At 68.2% G+C, this 20,965-nt stretch carries 25 protein-coding genes and 1 tRNA gene; 16 read left to right on the top strand and 10 right to left on the bottom strand.

Going from position 1 to position 20,965, the window contains the following annotated elements:
- The first annotated feature begins 14 nt into the window (after window positions 1-14).
- Window positions 15-209 carry a hypothetical protein gene (locus tag MAA8898_RS03420; protein ID WP_094019586.1) on the top strand — a complete coding sequence of 65 codons (195 nt, stop codon included), beginning with the start codon at window positions 15-17 and terminating at the stop codon, window positions 207-209.
- Window positions 210-528: 319 nt separating this feature from the next.
- On the opposite strand, the gene MAA8898_RS03415 is transcribed toward MAA8898_RS03420, so the two are convergent.
- The 9 genes from MAA8898_RS03415 to MAA8898_RS03380 all read right to left on the bottom strand — a co-directional run bounded on the left by MAA8898_RS03415 (window position 529) and on the right by MAA8898_RS03380 (window position 5,476).
- Window positions 529-891, bottom strand: a complete 363-nt coding sequence (locus MAA8898_RS03415; protein ID WP_094019585.1) for a hypothetical protein — start codon at window positions 889-891, stop codon at window positions 529-531.
- An 87-nt stretch (window positions 892-978) separates the two neighbouring features.
- Window positions 979-1,137 carry a hypothetical protein gene (locus MAA8898_RS26150; protein WP_176445057.1) on the bottom strand — a complete coding sequence of 53 codons (159 nt, stop codon included), beginning with the start codon at window positions 1,135-1,137 and terminating at the stop codon, window positions 979-981.
- A gap of 331 nt (window positions 1,138-1,468) precedes the next feature.
- Window positions 1,469-2,470: a type I glyceraldehyde-3-phosphate dehydrogenase gene (gene gap, locus MAA8898_RS03410; protein ID WP_094019584.1), complete on the bottom strand. Its 1,002-nt coding sequence runs from the start codon at window positions 2,468-2,470 to the stop codon at window positions 1,469-1,471.
- Between the two features lie 165 nt (window positions 2,471-2,635).
- Window positions 2,636-2,779, bottom strand: a complete 144-nt coding sequence (locus tag MAA8898_RS03405) for a glyceraldehyde-3-phosphate dehydrogenase (protein WP_094019583.1) — start codon at window positions 2,777-2,779, stop codon at window positions 2,636-2,638.
- A gap of 108 nt (window positions 2,780-2,887) precedes the next feature.
- On the bottom strand, window positions 2,888-3,391 hold the full coding sequence (locus tag MAA8898_RS03400) for a helix-turn-helix transcriptional regulator (protein ID WP_094019582.1): 504 nt from the start codon (window positions 3,389-3,391) through the stop codon (window positions 2,888-2,890).
- The gene (locus MAA8898_RS03395; protein ID WP_094019581.1) at window positions 3,388-3,927 is read right to left on the bottom strand and encodes a cytochrome b/b6 domain-containing protein; all 540 of its coding nucleotides are present in this window, start codon (window positions 3,925-3,927) and stop codon (window positions 3,388-3,390) included. The genes MAA8898_RS03400 and MAA8898_RS03395 overlap by 4 nt, the downstream gene beginning before the upstream one ends.
- A gap of 60 nt (window positions 3,928-3,987) precedes the next feature.
- On the bottom strand, window positions 3,988-4,239 hold the full coding sequence (locus MAA8898_RS03390) for a PepSY domain-containing protein (RefSeq protein ID WP_094019580.1): 252 nt from the start codon (window positions 4,237-4,239) through the stop codon (window positions 3,988-3,990).
- A gap of 194 nt (window positions 4,240-4,433) precedes the next feature.
- Window positions 4,434-4,901 carry a disulfide bond formation protein B gene (locus MAA8898_RS03385; RefSeq protein ID WP_094019579.1) on the bottom strand — a complete coding sequence of 156 codons (468 nt, stop codon included), beginning with the start codon at window positions 4,899-4,901 and terminating at the stop codon, window positions 4,434-4,436.
- The gene (locus MAA8898_RS03380) at window positions 4,898-5,476 is read right to left on the bottom strand and encodes a YqaA family protein (RefSeq protein WP_094019578.1); all 579 of its coding nucleotides are present in this window, start codon (window positions 5,474-5,476) and stop codon (window positions 4,898-4,900) included. The genes MAA8898_RS03385 and MAA8898_RS03380 overlap by 4 nt, the downstream gene beginning before the upstream one ends.
- A 204-nt stretch (window positions 5,477-5,680) precedes the next feature.
- On the opposite strand from MAA8898_RS03380, the gene MAA8898_RS03375 reads away from it, so the two are divergent.
- The 3 genes from MAA8898_RS03375 to murJ all read left to right on the top strand — a co-directional run bounded on the left by MAA8898_RS03375 (window position 5,681) and on the right by murJ (window position 9,154).
- A tRNA-Leu gene (locus MAA8898_RS03375) sits at window positions 5,681-5,766 on the top strand.
- Between the two features lie 308 nt (window positions 5,767-6,074).
- On the top strand, window positions 6,075-7,853 hold the full coding sequence (locus MAA8898_RS03370) for an SLC13 family permease (RefSeq protein WP_094019988.1): 1,779 nt from the start codon (window positions 6,075-6,077) through the stop codon (window positions 7,851-7,853).
- A 2-nt stretch (window positions 7,854-7,855) separates the two neighbouring features.
- A complete protein-coding gene (gene murJ / locus MAA8898_RS03365) occupies window positions 7,856-9,154 on the top strand; it encodes a murein biosynthesis integral membrane protein MurJ (protein WP_176445056.1) in 1,299 nt (432 codons plus the stop codon).
- A 5-nt stretch (window positions 9,155-9,159) separates the two neighbouring features.
- Here murJ and MAA8898_RS03360 read toward each other — a convergent pair whose 3' ends face one another.
- Window positions 9,160-10,200, bottom strand: coding sequence for a LacI family DNA-binding transcriptional regulator (locus tag MAA8898_RS03360; RefSeq protein WP_245853227.1), 1,041 nt, complete (start codon window positions 10,198-10,200; stop codon window positions 9,160-9,162).
- Between the two features lie 152 nt (window positions 10,201-10,352).
- Between MAA8898_RS03360 and MAA8898_RS03355 the strand changes: the two genes are divergently transcribed.
- The 12 genes from MAA8898_RS03355 to MAA8898_RS03300 all read left to right on the top strand — a co-directional run bounded on the left by MAA8898_RS03355 (window position 10,353) and on the right by MAA8898_RS03300 (window position 20,770).
- The gene (locus MAA8898_RS03355; protein WP_176445055.1) at window positions 10,353-10,526 is read left to right on the top strand and encodes a hypothetical protein; all 174 of its coding nucleotides are present in this window, start codon (window positions 10,353-10,355) and stop codon (window positions 10,524-10,526) included.
- 32 nt (window positions 10,527-10,558) lie between these two features.
- A complete protein-coding gene (locus MAA8898_RS03350; RefSeq protein ID WP_094019574.1) occupies window positions 10,559-11,701 on the top strand; it encodes a TRAP transporter substrate-binding protein in 1,143 nt (380 codons plus the stop codon).
- Window positions 11,702-11,814: 113 nt separating this feature from the next.
- On the top strand, window positions 11,815-12,330 hold the full coding sequence (locus tag MAA8898_RS03345; RefSeq protein WP_094019573.1) for a TRAP transporter small permease: 516 nt from the start codon (window positions 11,815-11,817) through the stop codon (window positions 12,328-12,330).
- A gap of 10 nt (window positions 12,331-12,340) precedes the next feature.
- Window positions 12,341-13,672: a TRAP transporter large permease gene (locus tag MAA8898_RS03340; protein ID WP_094019572.1), complete on the top strand. Its 1,332-nt coding sequence runs from the start codon at window positions 12,341-12,343 to the stop codon at window positions 13,670-13,672.
- 10 nt (window positions 13,673-13,682) lie between these two features.
- Window positions 13,683-14,990, top strand: a complete 1,308-nt coding sequence (gene hisD, locus MAA8898_RS03335; RefSeq protein ID WP_094019571.1) for a histidinol dehydrogenase — start codon at window positions 13,683-13,685, stop codon at window positions 14,988-14,990.
- A complete protein-coding gene (locus MAA8898_RS03330) occupies window positions 14,983-15,753 on the top strand; it encodes an SDR family NAD(P)-dependent oxidoreductase (RefSeq protein WP_094019570.1) in 771 nt (256 codons plus the stop codon). Before hisD ends, MAA8898_RS03330 begins: the two co-directional genes overlap by 8 nt.
- Window positions 15,750-16,718 carry an alcohol dehydrogenase catalytic domain-containing protein gene (locus MAA8898_RS03325; protein WP_094019569.1) on the top strand — a complete coding sequence of 323 codons (969 nt, stop codon included), beginning with the start codon at window positions 15,750-15,752 and terminating at the stop codon, window positions 16,716-16,718. Before MAA8898_RS03330 ends, MAA8898_RS03325 begins: the two co-directional genes overlap by 4 nt.
- Before the next feature lie 9 nt (window positions 16,719-16,727).
- Window positions 16,728-17,018 (top strand): UxaA family hydrolase, encoded by a 291-nt coding sequence (locus MAA8898_RS03320; RefSeq protein WP_094019568.1) that lies wholly within the window; start codon window positions 16,728-16,730, stop codon window positions 17,016-17,018.
- A gap of 48 nt (window positions 17,019-17,066) precedes the next feature.
- Entirely contained in the window at window positions 17,067-18,248 is a 1,182-nt protein-coding gene (locus MAA8898_RS03315; protein WP_094019567.1) for a UxaA family hydrolase, read from the top strand.
- Between the two features lie 48 nt (window positions 18,249-18,296).
- Window positions 18,297-19,301: an Ldh family oxidoreductase gene (locus MAA8898_RS03310; protein ID WP_245853226.1), complete on the top strand. Its 1,005-nt coding sequence runs from the start codon at window positions 18,297-18,299 to the stop codon at window positions 19,299-19,301.
- A complete protein-coding gene (locus MAA8898_RS03305) occupies window positions 19,294-20,340 on the top strand; it encodes a YeiH family protein (protein WP_094019566.1) in 1,047 nt (348 codons plus the stop codon). Before MAA8898_RS03310 ends, MAA8898_RS03305 begins: the two co-directional genes overlap by 8 nt.
- Before the next feature lie 22 nt (window positions 20,341-20,362).
- Window positions 20,363-20,770, top strand: coding sequence for a universal stress protein (locus tag MAA8898_RS03300; protein WP_094019565.1), 408 nt, complete (start codon window positions 20,363-20,365; stop codon window positions 20,768-20,770).
- Window positions 20,771-20,965 lie beyond the last annotated feature (195 nt).

The raw sequence follows: 20,965 nt of genomic DNA, 5'->3' as shown, positions 1-20,965 counted from the left end.
GCAGAACGGGAGTATTGGCTGCGACGCAGAGGCTTGGCGCGGTCATCGCCGCCGCGCCGATCGCCGGGTCGGCCGGGGCCGGGCCGGTCACCGGGTTCGTTGTCGCCTTTGGCAAGGTCGATGTCAGCTACCACACGGCGCTGCTCATGACCAACTCAGGCAACGCCCAAAAGTCCGAGACAAGTCTCGCGGCCTTTGGACAGGGCTGAGGCGCTCTTGCGCAGACCGATCGCACGGCACCGCCGCTGCACTGCGCGGGCGAACCGTTGTGGCCGGCCGCGCTGGACAAGATCGACACCCTGCTGGCCCAGGCGCGGGCCGAGTTGGGTGCCGGCACCCACGCCGGGGCGCATGAGACGCTGGGGGGCATCCGCGAGGTCGTCTCGGCCCGTTTCTGGCGGAGTTCGGCGCCTCGGTCGCGCGGTTCGAACAGGCGGCGCGCGATGGCGACCTCGAGGCTGCATAGGCGACGCTGGTGGGGCTCAGGAAATCCCATGCGTGCTGTTCCCGAAATTCGGGTGACCCCGGTCAGCCCTTGCAGGTGAAGCGCAGGACCTGGTCTTCGGCCGTATAGGTCCGGGTCTGCCTGTAGGGGCCATTGTCGAAGGTATCGGTGACGCGGCGGCGGTTCGACCGGTCCACCGACACGGTTGTGTAGGCCGTCTTGTTGCCGCAGCGGTTTTCCGCGGCGATGTCGCAGGTGCCATGCAGCGGGACGGTGCCCGTCCCGAACAGGCCTTTCTGGCCCGCGGTGCTGAGGTCGACGGTGCAGCGCGCCTCGTAGAGCGGCTGTCCGTTCAGCGAGCCGACTTGGGCGCCATCGCCATACAGTGGCGCGAGGCATCCGGCCAACAGGCCGAAACTTGCCAACAGACCAACGATTCGATGCATACCCGGCTCCCATTTACCCTTACAGGGGCGGGGCTTAGACCCTGTCGCGCAAGGATTCAAGCCATCCTGCGCGACAGGGCCACCGGCTCAGCCATAGACCGCTTGGCGGGCGATGCGCCGGACGTCCGAGGGCGCGATGTCGAGGTCGCGTGCGACGGCGCCGTCAAGCTTTTGCAGTTCGCGAACGGTCGCCCGGTACATGGCGCGTTTCTTCAGGGTAGAACGGATTTCTGTAACGAGGCTCATGGTTTGGCCCTTTCTGTCTGTGTTTCCGTTATCGCAAACATATGCTTGCTGCACTGCAGCACAACCGCCGTGATCGGCAGGGCGCCTTGCGTTCCTTGCAAGGCTCGGCTCCGGTGCGGCCGCCGCGACCTGGCCCGCCCTGGTTCGGGTTTCGCGGGCCTGCGGGGGTGCACCGGGTTGCCGTTTCTTCTGGCCGAAAATATCCCGGGGGAGCTTGCCGCCGGCAAGCGGGGGCAGAGCCCCCTGGGCCGGATCGCGCGGCGATCCGGCCCTTGGAAAAGGAAAAGGCCGCCGGAACGGCGGCCTTTCACAGTCCTGGCAGCGTGTCAGGTCAGAGGAACTTGCCCATCGCGACGGCGGTGTCGCTCATCCGGTTGGAGAAGCCCCATTCGTTGTCGTACCAGGTCAGCACCCGGCACAGGGTGCTGTCCATGACCTTGGTCTGGTCGGTGTGGAAGATCGAGGAATGCGGGTCGTGGTTGAAGTCCATCGACACCAGTTTGGCGTCGGTGTAGCCCAGCACGCCCTTCATCGGGCCATCGGCGGCCGCGCGGATCGCGGCGTTGATCTCGTCGACGCTGGTCGCGCGCGACGATTCAAAGGTCAGGTCGACGACCGACACGTTGGGCGTCGGCACGCGGATCGCCACGCCGTCCAGCTTGCCCTTGAGTTCGGGCAGCACCAGGCCCACCGCCTTGGCGGCGCCGGTCGAGGTCGGGATCATCGACATCGCCGCGGCGCGGGCGCGGTAGAGGTCCTTGTGCATGGTGTCCAGCGTCGGCTGGTCGCCGGTGTAGGAATGCACCGTGGTCATGAAGCCACGCTTGAGCCCGATGGTGTCGTTCAGCACCTTGGCCACCGGGGCCAGGCAGTTGGTCGTGCACGAGGCGTTCGACACGATGACGTCATTCGCGGTCAGCGTGTCGTGGTTGACGCCAAAGACGATGGTCTTGTCCGCGTCGGTGCCGGGGGCCGAGATCAGCACCCGCTTGGCGCCGGTCGACAGGTGCGGCTGGCATTTCTCCTTGGAGGTGAAGATGCCGGTGCATTCCATGATCACGTCGACATCGCCCCAGGGCAGGTCGCCCGGGTTGCGGATCGCGGTCACGCGGATCGGGCCGCGGCCGACGTCGATGCTGTCGTCGGTGTGGCTGACCTTCTGGGGAAAGCGGCCGTGCACGCTGTCGTATTGCAGCAGGTGCGCGTTGGTTTCCACCGGCCCCAGGTCGTTGATGGCGATCACCTCGATATCGGTGCGGCCGGATTCGACGATGGCGCGCAGCACGTTGCGGCCGATGCGTCCGAAACCGTTGATGGCGACTTTGACGGTCATTGGGAGGGTCCCTTCCGTGGCTGGGTCATGTGAAAATGAGTGCTTTCCTGTTAACGCTAACAATCACCCGGGACAGGCAATGTCAAGCCACCAGCGGGTGATGGGCGCCGGGCGGCAGGATGAGAATAGCAGAAAACACCGGGCTGTCTCGGGGGATGCGGGGGGTCAGCGCCAGAAAGCCAGCCAGTCGATCAGCACGAACAGCTTGCGCCCCAGGAACAGCAGCGCCGCGCCGCCGTTCAGCACGAGATCGGCCGCGATGGCGCCAAGGATGATGAGCCCGAGAAGGATGGCAAGCCGGTTGGTCATGGGCGGGGCCTCTGCTGCGGTACATCTCTCCTCATGCCAGAGCGTGGAGCCGGAAGCCAGAGCGTGGAGCCGGAAGCCAGAGCGTGGAGCCAGAGCGTGGCGCCGGGGTCAGGCCGCGGCGGGCGCTTCGGCCCCGGTCATCAGTTCCTCGATGAACAGGGCGACAAAGGCGCCGCGCCCGGTCACCCCGGCCTTGCGGTAGATCGCGCCCAGGTGCGCCTTGACCGTGCCTTCGGCGGTGCCGCGCAGCCTGGCGATCTCGGGGATGGCCATGCCCTTGAGGGTGAACAGCGCCACGTCCTGTTCGGACGGGGTCAGGCCCCAGCTTTCGAAGTGTTGCAGGACAATGTCGTGAAAGGCCCCGGCGGCGAGGCTCAGCTGCCGTTCCAGGTGCGCCTTGCGCCGCAGCAGCGCCATCAGGGCGCGCGTTTCGAACACGACCCCGGCGATCAGCGCCAGCACGGCGGCGGATTCGACCACGAAATGCCAATGCGTGAAAGGGGGCCAGCCCAGTTCGATGCCATCGCTGAGCACGTCGACCAGGAAGAAGGCCGCGCAGAGCAGCTGCGCGGCGATCAGCAGGACAAGGGGAATCGGGGTCTTGAAACTCATGGCTCCAGACGTACCGTGTCGGGCACGCGTTTCACACCGGTCACCATGGCGCGGGGCAGGTTGATGCCGGTGCGGCGGCTTTCCCAGAGCACGGCGGCGATATGCACCACGACCGAGATCTCGGCCCAGGTGACCAGCACCTCGTGCACCTCCTCGACCCAGTCGACGCCCCAGAAGGCATTGGTGGTCATGAGCCAGCCGGTGACGACGATGCCGGCCAGGGCGAACAGCAGGTTGAAGATCATCAGCGCGCCCAGCGGCGAATGGCCCAGGTGCGCGGATTTGCGGCCGCCGGCCATGTCGGTCAGCTGCGCGGTGACGCCGGCCGGTGTGGGGGCAAAGCTGGCAAAGCGGGCGGCGCGGGGGCCGATCAGGCCCCAGACCAGGCGCAGCAGCAGCAGCCCGCCGATGATGTAGCCCAGGGTTTCGTGCAGGTCGCCGTCGGGATCGGTCAGCACGGCGTTGGCGAAGAACAGGACCGCGACGCTCCAGTGAAAGAGGCGCAGCACCGGGTCCCAGATGCGATGGTCGGTCATGGCGGGGCTCCTGTGGCGAAGGGTAGGGCCGGACCCCGGGGCGGGGGTCCGGCCGGGGGCTCAGTCGTCGATCTTGGTGCGGACGATCTGGAGGGCGGCGTCGAGATACAGCTCGTAGCGCTTGCCGTCCTTGAGGGCGTAGACCTCGATCATGCCGTCTTCGCTGTCGATCTTGCGGACCTCGTAGCCCTGGGCCGTCAGCAGCGTGGTGATCTCGGCCTTGCGGGCGTCGTCGATCGCGGGACCGTCCGAAGCCAGCGCGGGCAGGGCGGTGAAGGCGGCCAGGGTGGCGGCGAGAAGGGTGCGTTTCATGTCGTGTCTCCGGGTTTGGCGGCGCCGCGGGATGCGGGCCGTGACACGACACATGGCGCGGAGGGCGCGGCAGGGGTATTGGCCGAAAGCGCGGTTTCGGGCGGCTATGACTTTGGTTTAGGGCCCGGGTCCGGGCGTTTGGACGCGCCTGGGCCGACGCCGCCGGGGGGCGGCGCGTGCCGGGTCAGGCGGGGTCAGCGCGTGGCGCGGATGGCCAGCACGAACAGCGCCGCGACGGCGGCCGAGGCGGCGATGTTGTAATTCGCCATCGACAGGCCGAACAGCGACCAGGGGATCGAATCGCAGGCCACCAGCGGCGCGTTCATGATCGCCTCCAGCGCCTGTTCCGGCGTCAGCCCGGTCAGCGACGGGGCCGAGCAGCTTTGCAGCCCCTCCCACCAGTGGCGTTCCACCCCGCTGTGGTAGACCGCGACGGCAGAACTGGATGCCGCCGCCAGCCCGCCGAGCGCCAGCAGCGCGCGCGACGGCAGCGCCAGCGCCAGCGCGCCGAACACCAGCGCGCCGACATGGCCGTAGCGCTGCCAGTAGCACAGCTTGCACGGGGCAAGATCGCGGACATACTGGAAGTAGAGCGCGCCCAGCAGCAGCCCGGCCGAGCCGAGCAGGGCGAGCAGCGTCAGTTGCTTGCGGGTCAGGGTCATAGGTATTTCACCAGCACGAAACCTCCGACGAGCAATACCACGAAGGCGGTGAAGACCCAACCGAGGTATTTCTCGATGAACACGCGGATCGGCGCGCCGAACATGCGCAGCAGGCCCGCCACCACGAAGAACCGCAGCGCCCGCGCGATGATCGAGGTGACGATGAAGGTGCCCAGCGGCATCGCCGTCCAGCCCGACATGATGGTGATCACCTTGTAGGGAAAGGGCGTGACCCCCGCGATCAGCACCGCCCAGAAGCCGACGCCGTTGAACCTGTCGTTGAAGGCGGCCATCGAGTCGGCCTTGCCCAGGCTTTCCAGGATCGGCTGGCCGATGCTTTCGTAGAAGAAATAGCCGATGCCGTAGCCCAGCATGCCGCCCAGCACCGAGGACACGGTGGCCACCAGCGCGATCAGCCAGGCGCGGTGCGGCGCGGCCAGCACCATCGGGATCATCAGCACATCGGGCGGAATCGGGAAGACCGAGCTTTCGATGAAGGCGACGGCGGCCAGCACCCAGAGGGCGTTCTTGCGTTCGGCCTGGGCCATGGTCCAGTCGTAGAGGCGGCGCAGCATTCGGGTCCCTCGCGTGGCGTCGCGGCTCTCAGAGCACGCAGGGCACGGAGCGTCAAGCCAGCGGGCGCCCACGAGGCGCCGCGCGTGACGCCGGTGCCCGCATGACGGGCGGCGGCGGGCGGTATTTGGCCCGCCGTCGCGGGACGCGCCGCGCATTTCGCCCCTTTACGCAGGCCGGATGGGCCGTTATCCAGTGCGCGCTGTGCCCAAGTGGCGGAATGGTAGACGCAGGGGATTCAAAATCCCCCGGCCTTACGGTCATGTCGGTTCGAGTCCGACCTTGGGTACCACCGGAACTTTCCTTTCTTTTCTCGGCGCAGATGCCGGCGCCTACACCTGCCGGGTTTCCGGGCGCTGGCGGCCGTGCGATGGTCGTCCGCCGCCGGGTGCGCGTTGCGCGGTACGACTCCGATTGTCGTGTCCGCGCGGAACGGCTATCAGCCCGATCTGGTGCAGGACCACTGACCCGTACCGCGCGCACAGGCTGGCCTGCGCGCCAAGGACCAGCGCAGCGGCGACGTTTCGCGGGACCGGGTCGGACCCTGTAGCGCGCTTTGCCGTCGGCGCCTTTCAGCACGGATGATGTCGGGTGGTCGGCATGCTCTTCGACCTTGGTGCCCTTGCTCCCTACGGGGCGATGCTGCTGGTGCTCGCGATCTTTGGCTTTTTCCTGAGCGAGCGGATCGCCACCGAGGTGGTGGCGCTGTGCGGCGTGTCGGTCGCGCTGGCGATCGGGCTGGTCGGGGTCGACGACGTGCTCAAGGCGCTGAGCAACCCGGCGCCCGCCACCATCGGCGCGATGTTCGTCATCAGCGCGGCGCTGGTACGGACCGGCGTGCTGGAGGCCGTGGCCGAGGGTCTGGGCCGCAGCCTGCTGACCCACCCCAGGCTGACGGTTGCCGGGTTCTTCGGGTTGGCGGCGCTGGCTTCGGCCTTCATGAACAACACGCCGGTGGTGATGGTGCTGATCCCGGTGGTCTTTGGCATGGCGCGGCAGCTGAACACCAGCGCCTCGCGCCTGCTGATGCCGCTCAGTTTCATCGTCATCCTGGGCGGGACCACCACGCTGATCGGCACCTCGACCAACCTGCTGGTCGACGGGGTGGCGCGCGACATCGGTATGGCGCCGTTCTCGCTGTTCGAGATCGCGCCGCTGGGCCTGGTGCTGGCGATTGTGGGCGGCGGGTTCCTGGCGCTGGCGGGGCCGCGCCTGCTGCCGCACCGCACCGCGCTGAGCGATGCGCCGGTGCTGGGCGCGCGCAAGTCCTGGACGGTGGAGCTGTTCGTGCCGCCGGGGTCCAGCCTGATCGGCCGCCGCATCCCCGAGGTGCCGGATTTCCGGCGCAGTTCGACCCGGGTGATCGACCTGGTGCGCGCCGACGTGTCCCTGCGCCACGACCTGGCGGGCGAGGTGCTGGCGGCGGGCGACCGGGTGGTGCTGCACACCTCCGACAGCGAAGTCATGGGCTTTCGCGCCATGGCGGCGCAGGGGCTGGAGATCGCCGGGGCGGAGCTGGCCGGGGCCAAGCGTCACCAGGTGATCGAGGCGCTGGTCACCTCGGCCAAGGGGCCGGTCGCCAACCTGGGCTGGCGGCGGCGCTACGGCGTCTATCCCATCGCGCTGCACCGGCGCGGCGTCTCGGTCGACCTGCGCGACAATGCCCTGCACCTGATCCCGGGCGACACCGTGCTGCTGGACGGTTCGCCCGAGAACATCGAACGCCTCGTCCGCGAAGAGGGGCTGATCCTGCTGGCACCAATGACGGCGCGCGCCTTCGTGCGGCGCAAGGCGCCCATCGCGCTGGCGGTGCTGGGCGCGGTGGTGGCGGGCGCGGCGCTGAACCTGGCGCCGATCCTGCCGCTGGCAATCATCGGCGTGGGTATCGTGCTGGCCACCCGCTGCGTCGAGCCGGACGAGGGGCTGGGCGCCATCGACGGCCGCCTGCTGATGCTGATCGTCAGCATGATGGTGCTGGGCACGGCAATGGAGAAATCCGGCGCCATGGCGCTGATCGTGACGTGGCTGTCGGCACCGATGGCCAGCCTCAGCCCGCTGCTGGCGCTGGCGCTTATCTACGCCGTGACCTCGATCTTGACGGAGATTGTGACCAACAACGCCGTCGCCGTCATCATGACGCCCATTGCGGTGGGGGTGGCGGTGCAGCTGGGCCTCGATCCGCGCGCCTTTGTCGTCGCCGTGATGTTCGGCGCCAGCGCCAGCTTTGCCACGCCCATCGGCTACCAGACCAACACCATGGTCTACAACGCTGGCGGCTACCGCTTCAGCGATTTCCTGCGGCTGGGCCTGCCGATGAACCTGCTGGCCGGTCTGGTCACGGTGCTGGTCGCGCCGCTGATCTGGCCGCTGGTGCCCTGAGGGTGCCCCGGCTGGCTGCCTGGCACCGGGCCTTTGCGACGGTGGCGGGGCTGACGCTGGTCAGCCGGGTGCTGGGGTTCGGGCGTGACCTGATCCTGGCCGCGGTGCTGGGCACGGGGCCGGTGGCGGTGGCCTTCATGCTGGCGTTCCGGCTGTCGAACCAGCTGCGCGCGCTGGTGGCCGAAGGCGCCTTTACCGCCGCCTTCCAGCCGATCGACGCGCGGCTGCCGCCCGACTCGGCTGAGGCGCAGAGGTTCCGGGCGGAGACGCTGGGCTGGCTGCTGCTGGGCAACCTGGTGCTGCTGGTCGTGGTGCTGGCGGTGCCGGGCGCGGTCTTGCGCCTGCTGGCGCCCGGCTTTGGCCCCGATGATCCGGTGCACCTGCTGGCGCGCGACCTGCTGCGGCTGACCTTTCCCTTTCTGCTGTGCATTTCGCTGGTGGCCTATTTCGGCGCGCGGCTGGGCAGCCAGGGGCGGTTCTGGGCCTTTGCCGCCGCGCCCAGCGTGATGAACCTGGTGCTGATCGCCGGTCTGCTGCTGGCCGGACTGTCCGACTGGCCGGGCCATGTCGCCGCGCTGGCGGTGCTGGTGTCGGGGGTGGCGCAGGTGGCGCTGGTGGGGTGGGCGATGCAGCGCGCGGGGCTGGCGCAGCCCTGGCCCCGGCTGGGCCTGTCCGGCCACACGCGGCGGTTCTTTCGCAATCTCGGCCCGGCGGTGCTGAGCGCCGGGGCGACGCAGGTGGCGGTGTTCATCGACACGGTGCTGGCCTCCTTCCTGCCGGGCGGGGCACTGGCGCATCTCTACTTTGCCGACCGGCTGTACCAGTTGCCCATCGGCCTGATCTCGGTCGCGCTGGGGACGGTCCTGCTGCCCGAGATCGCCCGGCGCAGCGCCGAAGGCGGCGACGGGCGCGCGCCGCTGCGGCAGGCGCTGGCGGTTTGTGCCGGGATCGGCGTGCCGATCGCGCTGGTGATGGGGCTGTGGGGGGCCGAGATCATCGCCCTGCTGTTCCAGCGCGGCAGTTTCACCTCTGAGGACACCGCGGCCACGGCGCAGATCCTGGCGGGCTATGCGCTGGGGGTGGTGCCGGCGCTGTTCGTGCGGCCGCTGGTGGTGCAGTTCCAGGGGCTGGGCGACACCGCCACGCCGTTCCGGCTGCTGCTGGCGGCGCTGGTGGTCAACCTGGGCTGCAAACTGGCCCTGGTGCCGGCACTGGGGGCGGTGGGACTGGCGCTGGGGACCTCGGCGGGGACTCTGGCCTATGTCCTGCTGCTGGGCTGGACGCTGCGCCGGCAAGGTTGAGCCTGTCAGGCCACCGGCACCGGGCCCAGCGACTCGCGTCGTTTCAGCGTGGCGTCGAGGCAGATGTTCGGCCCGCGCCCCGCGCCGTTGCGCATGTCCAGCAGCGCCCGCGCCGCGCGGCGGCCCATCTCGCGGTGCGGGACGTGGACGGTGGTCAGCGCGGGCGAGACGATCTCGGCGATGTCGATGTCGTCGAAACCGGTGATCGACACGTCCTGGGGCACCCGCAGGCCCATCTGCTGCGCCCGTTTCACCGCGCCGACGGCCAGAACGTCGTTGCCGCAGACGACGGCGGTGGGCCGGGGCGTGAGCGCCATCAGCTCGGCAAAGGCCTCGCCGCCCCTGGCGATGCCGTAGGTGGTTTCGCGGATGGCCAGGCTTTCCGGGTCCAGGCCGCGCGAGCGCATCGCGTCGCACAGCCCCTCGTAGCGGCCACGGGCGCGGTCGTTGCCGTCGCGCGCGGCGGTGATGAAGCCGATGGTGCGGTGGCCAAGGTCGATCACCTCCAGCGCCAGCGCCTTCATCGCCTGCCGGTTGTCAAAACCGATCGACATGCGGTCCAGCGCGGGATCGTAGGCCCAGGCGATCAGGTGCGGGATCTGGCGTTTCGCGAGGAAGGCATAGGATTCGGGCGTGCGGTCATGGCCGATCAGCAGCAGCGCGTCAGCGCCCCGGGCGACCAGCGCGCGGATCTGTTCCTCTTCCACGCTGGGCTTGTAGGAGGAACTGGCCACAAGCAGCGTCACGCCATGCGCGTGCAGCTCTTCCTGGAAGGCCTGCAAGCCACGGGCGAAGATGGCGTTCTCCATCGTCGGGATGATCGCGCCAAAGGTGTTGGTCCGCTTGCCCGCCAGCGTGCGCGCGCCGAAGTTGGGCGCATAGCCGAGGTCGCGCACCGCCGCCATGACCCGCTTGCGCGTTTCTTCGGACACGCGGTCAGGCGAGTTGAGACAGCGCGAGACCGTGGCCGTGGACACGCCGGACCGCGATGCCACGTCCTCGAGCGTGGGCAGGGCTGTGTCGGGCGGGCTCTGTCCTTCGGTCACGGTGAGTTTGCCTTTCCTGGCGCGCGGGCTGTCCCGGCGCCACCGCGATACCATCGTCTTGCTGGTTCCGGTAGCAATGTAAGCGCTTGCAGGAAGTCATGCAAGCGCTTACATTCACCCTCGAATCGACGTCTTTCGGGGAGGAAAGAATCGTGGCGCTGCTGATTTCGGCACTGTTGTTCGCGGGTTTCGTCGGTGATGTCGTGCTGGGCGCATTGACCGGCAAACCGGTCCTCAGCGACGTGCAGTCGATGCTGATGCTGTTCGGCGCCTCGATCGCCTTTGTCGTCGCCATCCTGCGACGCGAAAGACTGGCCAAAAAATAAACAAGGACTGGCTCAACAGGGAGGAGCTTACGATGAGGAAAGATCTGGATCTGGTATCCGAGGAACGCCGCAACTTTCTCAAGCTGACCGCGGGGGGCAGCTTTACCGCGGCGCTGGTCGTGGGGGCGGCCGGCATGCTGTGGTCGCAGGAAGCGGCCGCACAGACCCAAGCGGAAGAGCGCGAGCGCGAGCAGGCGGCAGAGCACGTCATGACGCTGGCCACCGCCTACGTGCTGGGCGCGTCGCGCAGCTACCCGATCATGCAGCTGGACCTCAAGGAGAACATCCAGAACGCCACCAACGGCAAGGTCTACGTCAAGCTTGCCCCCGGCGGCCAGCTGGGCGCGGGCGGTGCGCTGGTGCAGGCGGTGCAGACCGGCACGATCCAGTGCGCCCAGCATTCGCTGGCCAATTTCGCCCCCTTCGCCAGCGCCGCCGACCTCATCAACCTGCCGTATTTCTGCGGCTCCAACCAGCGGTTCACCAACCTGGTGACGTCGGACGCCTGGAAGAACGAGGTCCACCCCAAGGTCGAGGCGGCCGGCTTCAAGGCGCTGTTCTATGTCGTGATCGACCCGCGCGTGGTGGCGGTGCGCCAGGGCGGCAACGCGGTGATCACCCCGGCGGACCTCAAGGGCGTCAAGTTCCGCGTGCCCGGCTCGGCGATGTTGCAGCAGTACTACCGCATGGTCGGCGCGAACCCGACGCCGGTGGCCTGGGGCGAAACGCCGTCGGCGATCAAGCAGGGCGTGGCCGATGCGCTGGACCCGGCGGTCGGCGCGCTGTTCGTCTTCGGCTTCAAGGACATCCTGAGCCACGTCACCTTTACCCAGGCGGTGCCGGACAGTCAGGTCTACTCGGTGAACCTGGAATGGTTCAACAGCCTGCCCGCCGACGTGCAGGAAGGCATCGAATGGGCAGGCGAGATGACCGCGCACCAGAACCTGGCCAAGGTGCCCTCGGCCCGGACCTACGCGATGTCCGAACTGTCCAAGGCGGGCGTGCAGTTCCATTCGCTGACCGATGACCAGCTGGCCGAATGGCAGGCCACAGGCGGCTACCAGCTGCCCGACTGGGACCAGTTCAAGACCGAACTGGCCGGGTCCATGGATGTCTTTGCCCGCCTCGAGGAGGCCGCAGGCACCCAAGGCAAATACTACGTCCACGACGCCTGAACCACCTGTCGGGCCGGCAGTCCCGCTGCCGGCCCGCACCCCGGTTTCACGACATCGCCAGAGCCAATCGGCACGGACAGGGTCAGCCCCGGGTCCGGCAACGGGAGAGGTTTATGCACAAGGTACTCGACGCCCTTAACAGGAACGCGGAGCGGTGGGCGCTCCTGGTGTTTTACGTGATGCTGGTCGGCACGATGTTCATCGAGGTGCTGCGCCGCGAGGTGTTTTCCTACTCCTCGATATGGGGTGAGGAGATCGTGCGCTATTCGTTCATCTACCTCGCCTGGGTCGGCGCGGCGGCGGCGGTACGTGAACGCGGGCACATCCGCATCGACGTCATCCTCCAGTACGTCGGCCGGCGGGCCAAGGCGCTGTTCTACATCTTCGGCGACATCGTGATGTTCGGCGTCGCCCTCGTGGCGCTCTGGTACTCGTTCGAAACGGTGCTGGTGTCGCTCAAGTTCGGCTCTGTCACCCACGGGTTGCGCATCAGCCAGGCCTGGTTCCTGGCGGCGGTGCCCTTCGGTTTCGCGCTGGTCGTCTTCCGGCTGGTCCAATCCTTCATCCGCGATGTCACCGATCTTCGTAACGGGCGCCCCGTCTACGAAGGTGACAAGCTCTTCGACTGAGGAAACGGTCATGCTCTGGAACCAATTGCAGGAACAGACCGTCGAACTGGGCTGGGATTTCTACGGGCCGGTGCTGCTGTTCGTGGTGCTGGTGGCGCTGGCGGTGCCGGTCTGGGCGGCCATCGGCGCGGCGGCGATCATGATGCTGTATGTCTCGGGCGCGCTGCCGCTGTCGCTGGTCGGCGAAAGCCTGTTTCACGGCATCGACCACTTTGCCCTGACCGCCGTGCCGCTGTTCATCCTGACCGGCGACGTGCTGGTGCGCACCGGCCTGTCGCGCAAGTTCCTGGACGTGGCCGAGGCGCTGACCCAGTTTGCCAAGGGCGGATTCGGCTCGGCCACGGTGCTGGTCTGCGGCATGTTCGCGGCGATCTCCGGCTCGGACGCGGCGGGGGCCGCCGCCGTGGGCCGCATGACGATCGACCGGCTCGTGGAATCCGGCTACCCGCGCCCCTATGCCTGCGCGCTGGTCGCGGCGGGGGCCTGTACCGGCATCCTGATCCCGCCGTCGATTGCCTACATCATCATCGGTCTCGTCCTCGGCATCTCCGCCTCCACCCTGTTCCTGGCCGCGCTGATCCCCGGCATCGCGATCCTGTTGTCGATCCTGGCCACCAACATCATCATGAACCGGCTCTACGGCTGGGAGGGCGGCGGCAACATCAGTTTTGGGGAATGGGCCAGCCGGCTGGGCGTGGCGCTGAAGTCAGGCTGGTACGCCTTCATCGTGCCGGGCATCATCTTCTACGGCATCTTTTCCGGGCGTATGACCCCGACCGAGGCGGGCGCCACCGCCGTCGTCGTGACGATCATCATGGGCTTTATCCTCGGCACGCTGAAGCTGAGCGATTTCCCGGCGATGCTGGTCAGCTCGGCCAAGGTCAATGGGGTCATCCTGCCGATCATCGCCTTTTCGCTGCCGCTGGCGCAGGCGCTGGCGATCCTCGGCGTGCCGCAGGGCTTTGTCGCCGCCGCGACCTCGGTCAGCGATGAAACCTGGGTGCTGATACTGATGATGATCGGCATCCTGATCGCCGCCGGCTGCGTCATGGAGACGACGCCCAACATCGTGATCCTCGCGCCGATCCTGAAGCCGCTGGCCGACAACATCGGCATGAACGAGATCCAGTTCTGCATCATGATGATCACTGCCCTGGGCGTGGGTTTCATCACGCCGCCGCTGGGGCTGAACCTCTTCGTGGTCTCGGGCCTGACCGGCGAGTCGATCCTCAAGATCGCCTGGTGGGCCATCCCCTTCGTGTTCTTCATGCTCGTGGTCACGGTCTTCATCGCCTACGTGCCGGCGATCTCCACCACGCTGCTTCCCGACATCTACAAATAGGACCAAGCCGATGACGAGAGAGTATCTCAAGAAAGCGACGCTGACCCACAAGAGCGACGCCGCCGAAACCAAGAAGATCGTGCGCGGCATCCTGGATGACATCGAGGCCGGGCGGGACGAGAAGGCGCTGGAATATGCCCGCAAGTTCGACAAGTACGAGGGCGAGATCCTGCTGTCGGATGCCGCCATCGCGGCGGCGGCGGACCAGGTGTCGGAAAAGCTGAAACAGGACATCCGGTTCTCGCACGCCAATGTCCGCAAGTTCGCCGAGGCGCAGCTGGCCACGGTGGGCGACTTCGAGACCGAGATCGTGCCGGGCCTGGTCGCCGGGCAGAAGTCGATCCCGGTGCACGCGGCGGGCTGCTACGTGCCCGGCGGGCGCTACAGCCACATCGCCAGCGCGATCATGACCGTGACCACCGCCAAGGTGGCGGGCTGCAAGCACATCGTCGCCTGTTCGCCGCCGCGCCCCGACGTCGGCATCGCGCCCGCGATCATCTACGCCGCCCACGTCTGCGGCGCCGACAGGATCCTGGCGATGGGGGGCGTGCAGGGCGTTGCGGCGATGACATTCGGCCTGTTCGGCCTGCCCAAGGCCAACATCCTGGTCGGCCCCGGCAACCAGTTCGTCGCCGAGGCCAAGCGCATGCTGTTCGGCCGTGTCGGCATCGACATGATCGCCGGCCCGACCGACAGCCTGATCCTGGCCGATGGCACCGCGGATGCCGAGATCGTCGCCACCGACCTGGTGGGGCAGGCGGAACATGGCTACAACTCGCCGGTCTGGCTGGTCACCGACACCCGCGCGCTGGCCGAGGAGGTCATGCGGCTGGTGCCCAGGATGATCGACGCCCTGCCGGACGTGAACCGCGAGAACGCCGCCGCCGCCTGGCGCGACTATGCCGAGGTGATCGTCTGCGCCGACCGCGAGGAGATGGCCGCCACCTCGGACGACTACGCGCCCGAGCACCTGACCGTGCAGGCGCAGGACCTCGACTGGTGGCTGGACCGGCTCAGCTGCTACGGCTCGCTCTTCCTGGGTGAGGAAACCACCGTGGCCTTTGGCGACAAGGCGTCGGGCACCAACCACGTGCTGCCGACCTCGGGCGCGGCCAGCTACACCGGCGGTCTCAGCGTGCACAAGTACATGAAGATCGTCACCTGGCAGCGCGCCACCCGCGAAGGGGCCAAGCCGGTTGCCGAGGCCACCGCGCGGATTGCCCGCCTCGAAGGCATGGAGGGCCACGCGCGCACCGCCGACATCCGGCTGCGCAAGTATTTCCCCGATGAGACCTTTGACCTGAGCGCCGATGCCTGAGACTGGACACGATACCGGCGTCTTTTCGGTCGCGGGGCGGGTGGCCTGCGTGACCGGGGCCAGTTCCGGCCTGGGCCGCTGGTCCGCGTCGATCCTGGCGCGGGCCGGGGCGCGGGTGGTCGGCGTGGCGCGGCGGCGCGAGGCGCTGGAGGGCTGGTGCGCCGAGGACGGCGGCGCGCGGGCGGCGGTGGCGGGCGACGTGGCCGACCGGGCAGGGCTGGCCGATCTCTGCGCGCGCATCGCAGCCCCCTTTGGTCCGCCCGACATCCTGGTGAATGCCGCCGGGCTGAACACCCGCGAGCCCGCCGACGCCGTCACCGCCGAAGGCTGGGACGCGACGCTGGCGGTCAACCTGTCGGCGCCGTTCTTCCTGGCGCAAGCTTTGGTCCCGGCGATGCGGGCCAAGGGCTGGGGGCGGATCGTCAACTTTGCGTCGCTGCAATCGTTCCGCGCCTTTCCCGGCGGCATCGCCTACGGCGCCAGCAAGGGCGGTGTGGCGCAGATGACCCGCGCCATGGCCGAAGCCTGGTCGCCCTCGGGGATCATGGCCAACGCCATCGGTCCCGGCTTTTTCGAGACGGAACTGACGGCGGCGGTCTTTGCCGATCCGGAGCGGGCGGCGCGCAACGCGGCGCAGACCTGTATCGGCCGCAACGGCGCGCCGGAGGACCTGGAAGGGCCGCTGCTGTTTCTCTGCTCGGACGCGTCGCGTTACGTGACGGGGCAGATCCTGATGCTGGACGGGGGGTTCACCGCGAAATGAAGGCTTTGGTCTACACCGATCCCGAACACATGGAGATCCGCGAGGTTCCCGATCCGGTCCCCGGCACGGGCGAACGGCTGGTGACGGTCGACAGCGCGGGCATCTGCGGGTCCGACATGCACGCCTACCTGGGCCACGACAACCGCCGCCCGGCGCCGCTGATCCTCGGCCACGAGGCTTCGGGCACGCTGGAGGACGGCCGCCGCGTGACGCTCAATCCGCTGGTCACCTGCGGCACCTGTCCGGCCTGCACCACGGGGCGCGACAACCTGTGCCCGACGCGGCAGATCCTCTCGATGCAGCCGCGCGAGGGCGCCTTTGCCCAGGCCGTTGTGATCCCCGAGCGCAACCTGGTCACCGTGCCGGAGGGCTTTGCGCTGGACAAGGCCGCGCTGGCCGAACCGCTGTCGGTCAGCTGGCATTCCGCGCGGCTGGGGCTGGCGGCGATGCACCCGGCGGACGCGCGGCGCGCGCTGGTGATCGGCGGCGGGGCCATCGGCCTGGCGGCGGCGCTGGCGCTGAAGGCGATGGGGGCAGAGGACGTCGTCATCGCCGAGCCCAACGCCACGCGCCGCGCCTACCTGGCCGACCGCTGCGGCATCGACGCGCGCGAGACGGCGCAGGGCGCCTGGCCGCTGGTGATCGACGCGGTGGGCTATGCCGCGACACGCCAGGTCGCATCCGGCCTTGTGACCCCGGGCGGTGTGATCGTACACATTGGCCTGGGAGAAGACACCGGCGGGCTGGATGTGCGGCGCATGACCTTGCAGGAGATCACCTTCATCGGGACCTACACCTACACCGCGCAGGATTTCCGCGACTGCGCCGCCGCCATGTTCGAGGGGCGTCTCGGCCCGCTCGACTGGACCGAGACCAGACCCCTGAGCGAAGGCGCCCGCGCCTTTGCCGATATCCGGGCCGGCCGCGTCGCCGCGCCCAAGATCATCCTGAAACCTGACGCTTGAGGAAAGACCATGTCTGAAATTCCACATCTTCTCGTGCATGACCATGCGGACAACGTGGGCGTTGTCGTCGTCGAGGGGCTGACCGCCGGCACCGACATGCTGTGCTGCGTGACGCACGACAATTCGACCTTTCGCCTGAAAGCCGGGGCGGACGTGCCGATCGGCCACAAGATCGCGCTCAAGGACCTCAAGGCCGGCGACACCGCGATCAAGTACGGCGAGGACATCGGCAAGGTGATCGCCGACATCCCCAAGGGGGCCCACGTCCACACCCACAACGTCAAGACAAAGCGCTGGTAACCCGCGCTCAAGCAGCGCAGCGGTAGCGAACCAACAGGGACACAGATCATGGCATCGAAATATTCCAACATGACGGTCAAGGCCTTCCGGCGTGAAAACGGCCGCGTCGGCGTCCGCAACCACGTCGTCATCCTGCCGGTCGACGACATCTCGAACGCCGCCTGCGAGGCGGTGGCCAACAACGTCAAGGGCACGCTGGCGATCCCGCACGCCTATGGCCGGTTGCAGTTCGGCGAGGACCTCGACCTGCACTTCCGCACGATGATCGGCACCGGGGCCAACCCCAACGTCGCCGCCGTGGTGGTGATCGGGATCGAACCGGGCTGGACCAGGCGTATCGCCGACGGCATCCGCGCCACCGGCAAGCCGGTGGCCGAGTTCTCGATCGAGCAGAACGGCGACTTCGAGACCATCCGCGCGGCCAGCTGGGCGGCCAAGGAGTATGTCCACTGGGCGACCGAGCTCCAGCGCGAGGAATGTTCGATCTCCGAGCTGTGGGTGTCCACCAAGTGCGGCGAGTCCGACACCACCACAGGCCTCGGCTCCTGCCCGACGGTCGGCAACATGTACGACAAGCTGCTGCCAGAGGGCATCACCGGCTTCTTCGGGGAGACGTCGGAAATCACCGGCGCCGAGCACATCTGTCAGAAACGCGCGATCAACGAAGAGGTCGGCGCGCGCTGGTACAAGATGTGGAAGGCCTACCAGGACGACGTGATCTTTGCCCACCAGACCGACGACCTGTCCGACAGCCAGCCGACCAAGGGCAACATCCTGGGCGGCCTGACCACCATCGAGGAAAAGGCCCTGGGCAACCTGGAAAAGATCGGCCGCACCTCGCAATACATCGACATCCTCGGCCCGGCCGAGGCGCCGAACGCGGGCAACGGGCTGTATTTCATGGACAGCTCCTCGGCGGCGGCGGAATGCGTCACGCTGATGGCGGCGGGCGGGGCGGTGATCCACACCTTCCCGACCGGGCAGGGCAACGTGGTGGGCAACCCCATCGTGCCGGTGATCAAGATCACCGCCAACCCGCGCACCGTGCGCACCATGGGCGAACACATCGACGTGGATGTCTCCGGCATCCTGCGCCGCGAGATGACCATCGACGAGGCGGGTGACGCGCTGATCGAGATGATCTGCCGCACCGCCAACGGCCGCAACACCGCCGCCGAGGCGCTGGGGCATCGGGAATTCTCGATGACCAAGCTCTATCGCAGCGCGTAAGGAGACGGGCGGGCCGCGCACCCTGTGCGGCCCGCCGGGACGATCACAGTGACACAGACCCGCACCATCTCGCTGCCGGACGCGACACAGCTGCTGACACGGGCCTTCGTGGCCAACGGCGTGCCGCAGGGCACCGCGGCTTCCGTCGCCCGGGCGCTGGCCGCCGCCGAGGCCGAAGGCCAGGTCGGGCACGGGTTTTCCCGGCTCGCCGATTACGTCGCCCAGGTCCGCACGGGCAAGATCGACGCGCAGGCGCGGCCCGTGTGCCGCGCTGTGTCCGAAACGCTGCTGGCGATCGACGCGGGCAACGGCTTTGCCTTTCCGGCGCTGGACCTTGCGGTGCGCAACGGCGTGCTGCTGGCGCAGCGGACCGGCTGCGCGGTGATGGCGGTCAGCCGCTCGCATCATTCGGGCGCGCTGTCGGTGCAGGTCGACCGGATCGCGCGCGCCGGGCTGATCGGCCTGATGGTCGCCAACACCCCCGCCGCCATGGCGCCCTGGGGCGCCCGGACGCCGGTGTTCGGCACCAACCCCATCGCCTTTGCCGCGCCGCGCGCCGATGCCCCGCCGCTGGTCATCGACCTGTCGCTGAGCCGCGTGGCGCGTGGCAAGGTGATGAACGCCAAGAAATCCGGCAAGCCGATCCCCGAGGGCTGGGCGCTGGACGCCGAGGGCCGCCCGACGACGGACCCGGAGGCCGCGCTGTCAGGCTCCATGGTGCCCATCGGCGAGGCCAAGGGCACCGCGCTGGCGCTGATGGTCGAGATCCTGGCCGCCGTGTTTACCGGCGCGACGCTGAGCGCGGACATGCCGTCCTATTTCACCGCCGACGGGCCGCCGCCCGGATCGGGGCAGTTCCTGCTGGCGCTGAAGCCAGCAAGCGGTGCAGGCTTCGCCATGCAGATGGAGGCGCTGGTGGGCCAAATCCTTGCCGCCGAGGGTGCGCGGCTGCCCGGCGACCGCCGCCTGAAGGCGCTGGAGCGCGCGCAGCAGAACGGGCTGGACGTGCCGGTCCACTACCTCGACGGTGCCGAGGCGCTGGCCAATGGCTGATCTTAAAGGGCCGAAGGGCATGGCCGGCGCCGTGACGGACAAGGCGCGGCAGGTCGCCCCCGGCCTGCTGGTGGCGGTCATCATCGCGCTGGCCAGCCAGTTCATCGCCGAGCATTACGGCGCGCCGGCCATGCTGCTGGCGCTGCTGTTCGGCATGTCGCTGAACTTTCTCGGCAGCGAGGCGCGCAGCCGTCCCGGCATCGACTTTGGCTCGCGCCAGGTGCTGCGCTTTGGCGTGGCGCTGCTGGGCGTGCGGATCAGCGCCGAGATGATGAGCATCCTCGGCTGGGACGTGATCGGGCTGGTCGTGCTGGGGGTCGCCGCGACCATCGGGTTCGGCTTTGCCACCAGCCGCCTGTTCGGCTTTCGCTACCGCTTTGCCTTTCTCTCCTCCGGGGCGGTGGCGATCTGCGGCGCCTCGGCCGCCATGGCCATCGCCGCGATCCTGCCCAAGGACGAGAAATCCGAACAGCGGCTGATCTTTACCGTGGTGGGCGTCACGCTGCTGTCCACCCTCGCCATGATCCTTTACCCGATCCTTGCGGAACTGATGGGCATGGACGACCGCACCACCGGCATTTTCATCGGGGCCACGGTGCATGACGTGGCGCAGGTGGTCGGCGCGGGCTTTTCGGTGTCCGAGGAGACCGGCAATGTCGCCACGCTGGTCAAGCTGTTGCGCGTGCTGCTGCTGGCGCCGGTGGTGCTGATTGCCGCGCTGGTGATCCGCGCCGCCGCCGGGGCCGCCGGGGCGTCGCAGGAACGGCCGCCGCTGGTGCCGGTCTTCGTGCTGGGCTTCATCGTGCTGGCGGGGCTGTCGGTGGCGGGCCTGCTGCCGGGTGTCGTGACCGAAACCGCGTCGGTCCTGTCGCGCTGGCTGCTGCTGATCGCCATCGCCTCGGTCGGGCTCAAGACCCTGCCCAAGGACATCCTGAACCTTGGCCTGGCCCCGGCGCTGTTCGTGCTGGCCGAGACGGTGTTCCTGGCGCTGTTTGTCCTTGCGGGGCTCACGCTGGTCGTGACCACACCCACCCCCTGACCTGTCGCAAAGGAGCCCGCCCGTGCATCGCAACATCCTGATCCCCGTCGCGCTGGACCATGAAAAGATGGTGCCGCGCAAGCTGGCCCTGGCGCGGCACCTGCTGGAGCCGGGTGGCACGATCACGCTGATGACCGTGCTGGAAAGCGTGCCCGGTTTCGTCGCCGAGTTCGTGACCGTCAAGTCCGAGAACCACCTGGTGACCCGCATCCGCGACAGGCTGATCGAGGTGGCGGGCGGTGCGTCCGACGTCAGGATCGTGGTCGACACCGGAAAGGCCGGCGTGCGCCTCGCGCAATATGCCGAGGAAAACGGCATCGACCTGATCATCATCGGATCGCACCAGCCGGGGATCCAGGACTATTTTCTGGGCTCCACCGCCGCCCGCGTGGCCCGGCGCGCGCCCTGTTCGGTCTACATCCTGCGCTGACCGGGGGCGGGCAGGGCGATGGCGTCCGACGCCCGCGTTTCCGACATGTCCGGCCACAGACACGTCCGCTCTGGTCAATCCGGTCCTGCGGGGGGATAGTTGGCCCGATGCGGTGCAGTGCCCGCCACTGGCAGGCCGCTACACCCACCGCGAGGACAGACCGCCTTCAGGCGGCGCTTTGACAACGGGAGAGAC

The organism is Antarctobacter aquimaris (genome assembly GCF_900184945.1).
Classification (GTDB): domain Bacteria; phylum Pseudomonadota; class Alphaproteobacteria; order Rhodobacterales; family Rhodobacteraceae; genus Maliponia; species Maliponia aquimaris.
Note: the sequence above shows the minus strand (reverse complement) of the source record. Positions and strands in the feature narration are given on the sequence as shown.

What these genes read in the sequence shown, in the direction of transcription:
- MAA8898_RS03415 (WP_094019585.1), bottom strand. Translation starts at nt 891, where the DNA reads ATGCATCGAATCGTTGGTCTGTTGGCAAGTTTCGGCCTGTTGGCCGGA.
- MAA8898_RS26150 (WP_176445057.1), bottom strand. Translation starts at nt 1,137, where the DNA reads ATGAGCCTCGTTACAGAAATCCGTTCTACCCTGAAGAAACGCGCCATG.
- gap (WP_094019584.1), bottom strand. Translation starts at nt 2,470, where the DNA reads ATGACCGTCAAAGTCGCCATCAACGGTTTCGGACGCATCGGCCGCAAC.
- MAA8898_RS03405 (WP_094019583.1), bottom strand. Translation starts at nt 2,779, where the DNA reads ATGACCAACCGGCTTGCCATCCTTCTCGGGCTCATCATCCTTGGCGCC.
- MAA8898_RS03400 (WP_094019582.1), bottom strand. Translation starts at nt 3,391, where the DNA reads ATGAGTTTCAAGACCCCGATTCCCCTTGTCCTGCTGATCGCCGCGCAG.
- MAA8898_RS03395 (WP_094019581.1), bottom strand. Translation starts at nt 3,927, where the DNA reads ATGACCGACCATCGCATCTGGGACCCGGTGCTGCGCCTCTTTCACTGG.
- MAA8898_RS03390 (WP_094019580.1), bottom strand. Translation starts at nt 4,239, where the DNA reads ATGAAACGCACCCTTCTCGCCGCCACCCTGGCCGCCTTCACCGCCCTG.
- MAA8898_RS03385 (WP_094019579.1), bottom strand. Translation starts at nt 4,901, where the DNA reads ATGACCCTGACCCGCAAGCAACTGACGCTGCTCGCCCTGCTCGGCTCG.
- MAA8898_RS03380 (WP_094019578.1), bottom strand. Translation starts at nt 5,476, where the DNA reads ATGCTGCGCCGCCTCTACGACTGGACCATGGCCCAGGCCGAACGCAAG.
- MAA8898_RS03370 (WP_094019988.1), top strand. Translation starts at nt 6,075, where the DNA reads ATGCTCTTCGACCTTGGTGCCCTTGCTCCCTACGGGGCGATGCTGCTG.
- MAA8898_RS03350 (WP_094019574.1), top strand. Translation starts at nt 10,559, where the DNA reads ATGAGGAAAGATCTGGATCTGGTATCCGAGGAACGCCGCAACTTTCTC.
- MAA8898_RS03345 (WP_094019573.1), top strand. Translation starts at nt 11,815, where the DNA reads ATGCACAAGGTACTCGACGCCCTTAACAGGAACGCGGAGCGGTGGGCG.
- MAA8898_RS03340 (WP_094019572.1), top strand. Translation starts at nt 12,341, where the DNA reads ATGCTCTGGAACCAATTGCAGGAACAGACCGTCGAACTGGGCTGGGAT.
- hisD (WP_094019571.1), top strand. Translation starts at nt 13,683, where the DNA reads ATGACGAGAGAGTATCTCAAGAAAGCGACGCTGACCCACAAGAGCGAC.
- MAA8898_RS03330 (WP_094019570.1), top strand. Translation starts at nt 14,983, where the DNA reads ATGCCTGAGACTGGACACGATACCGGCGTCTTTTCGGTCGCGGGGCGG.
- MAA8898_RS03325 (WP_094019569.1), top strand. Translation starts at nt 15,750, where the DNA reads ATGAAGGCTTTGGTCTACACCGATCCCGAACACATGGAGATCCGCGAG.
- MAA8898_RS03320 (WP_094019568.1), top strand. Translation starts at nt 16,728, where the DNA reads ATGTCTGAAATTCCACATCTTCTCGTGCATGACCATGCGGACAACGTG.
- MAA8898_RS03315 (WP_094019567.1), top strand. Translation starts at nt 17,067, where the DNA reads ATGGCATCGAAATATTCCAACATGACGGTCAAGGCCTTCCGGCGTGAA.
- MAA8898_RS03305 (WP_094019566.1), top strand. Translation starts at nt 19,294, where the DNA reads ATGGCTGATCTTAAAGGGCCGAAGGGCATGGCCGGCGCCGTGACGGAC.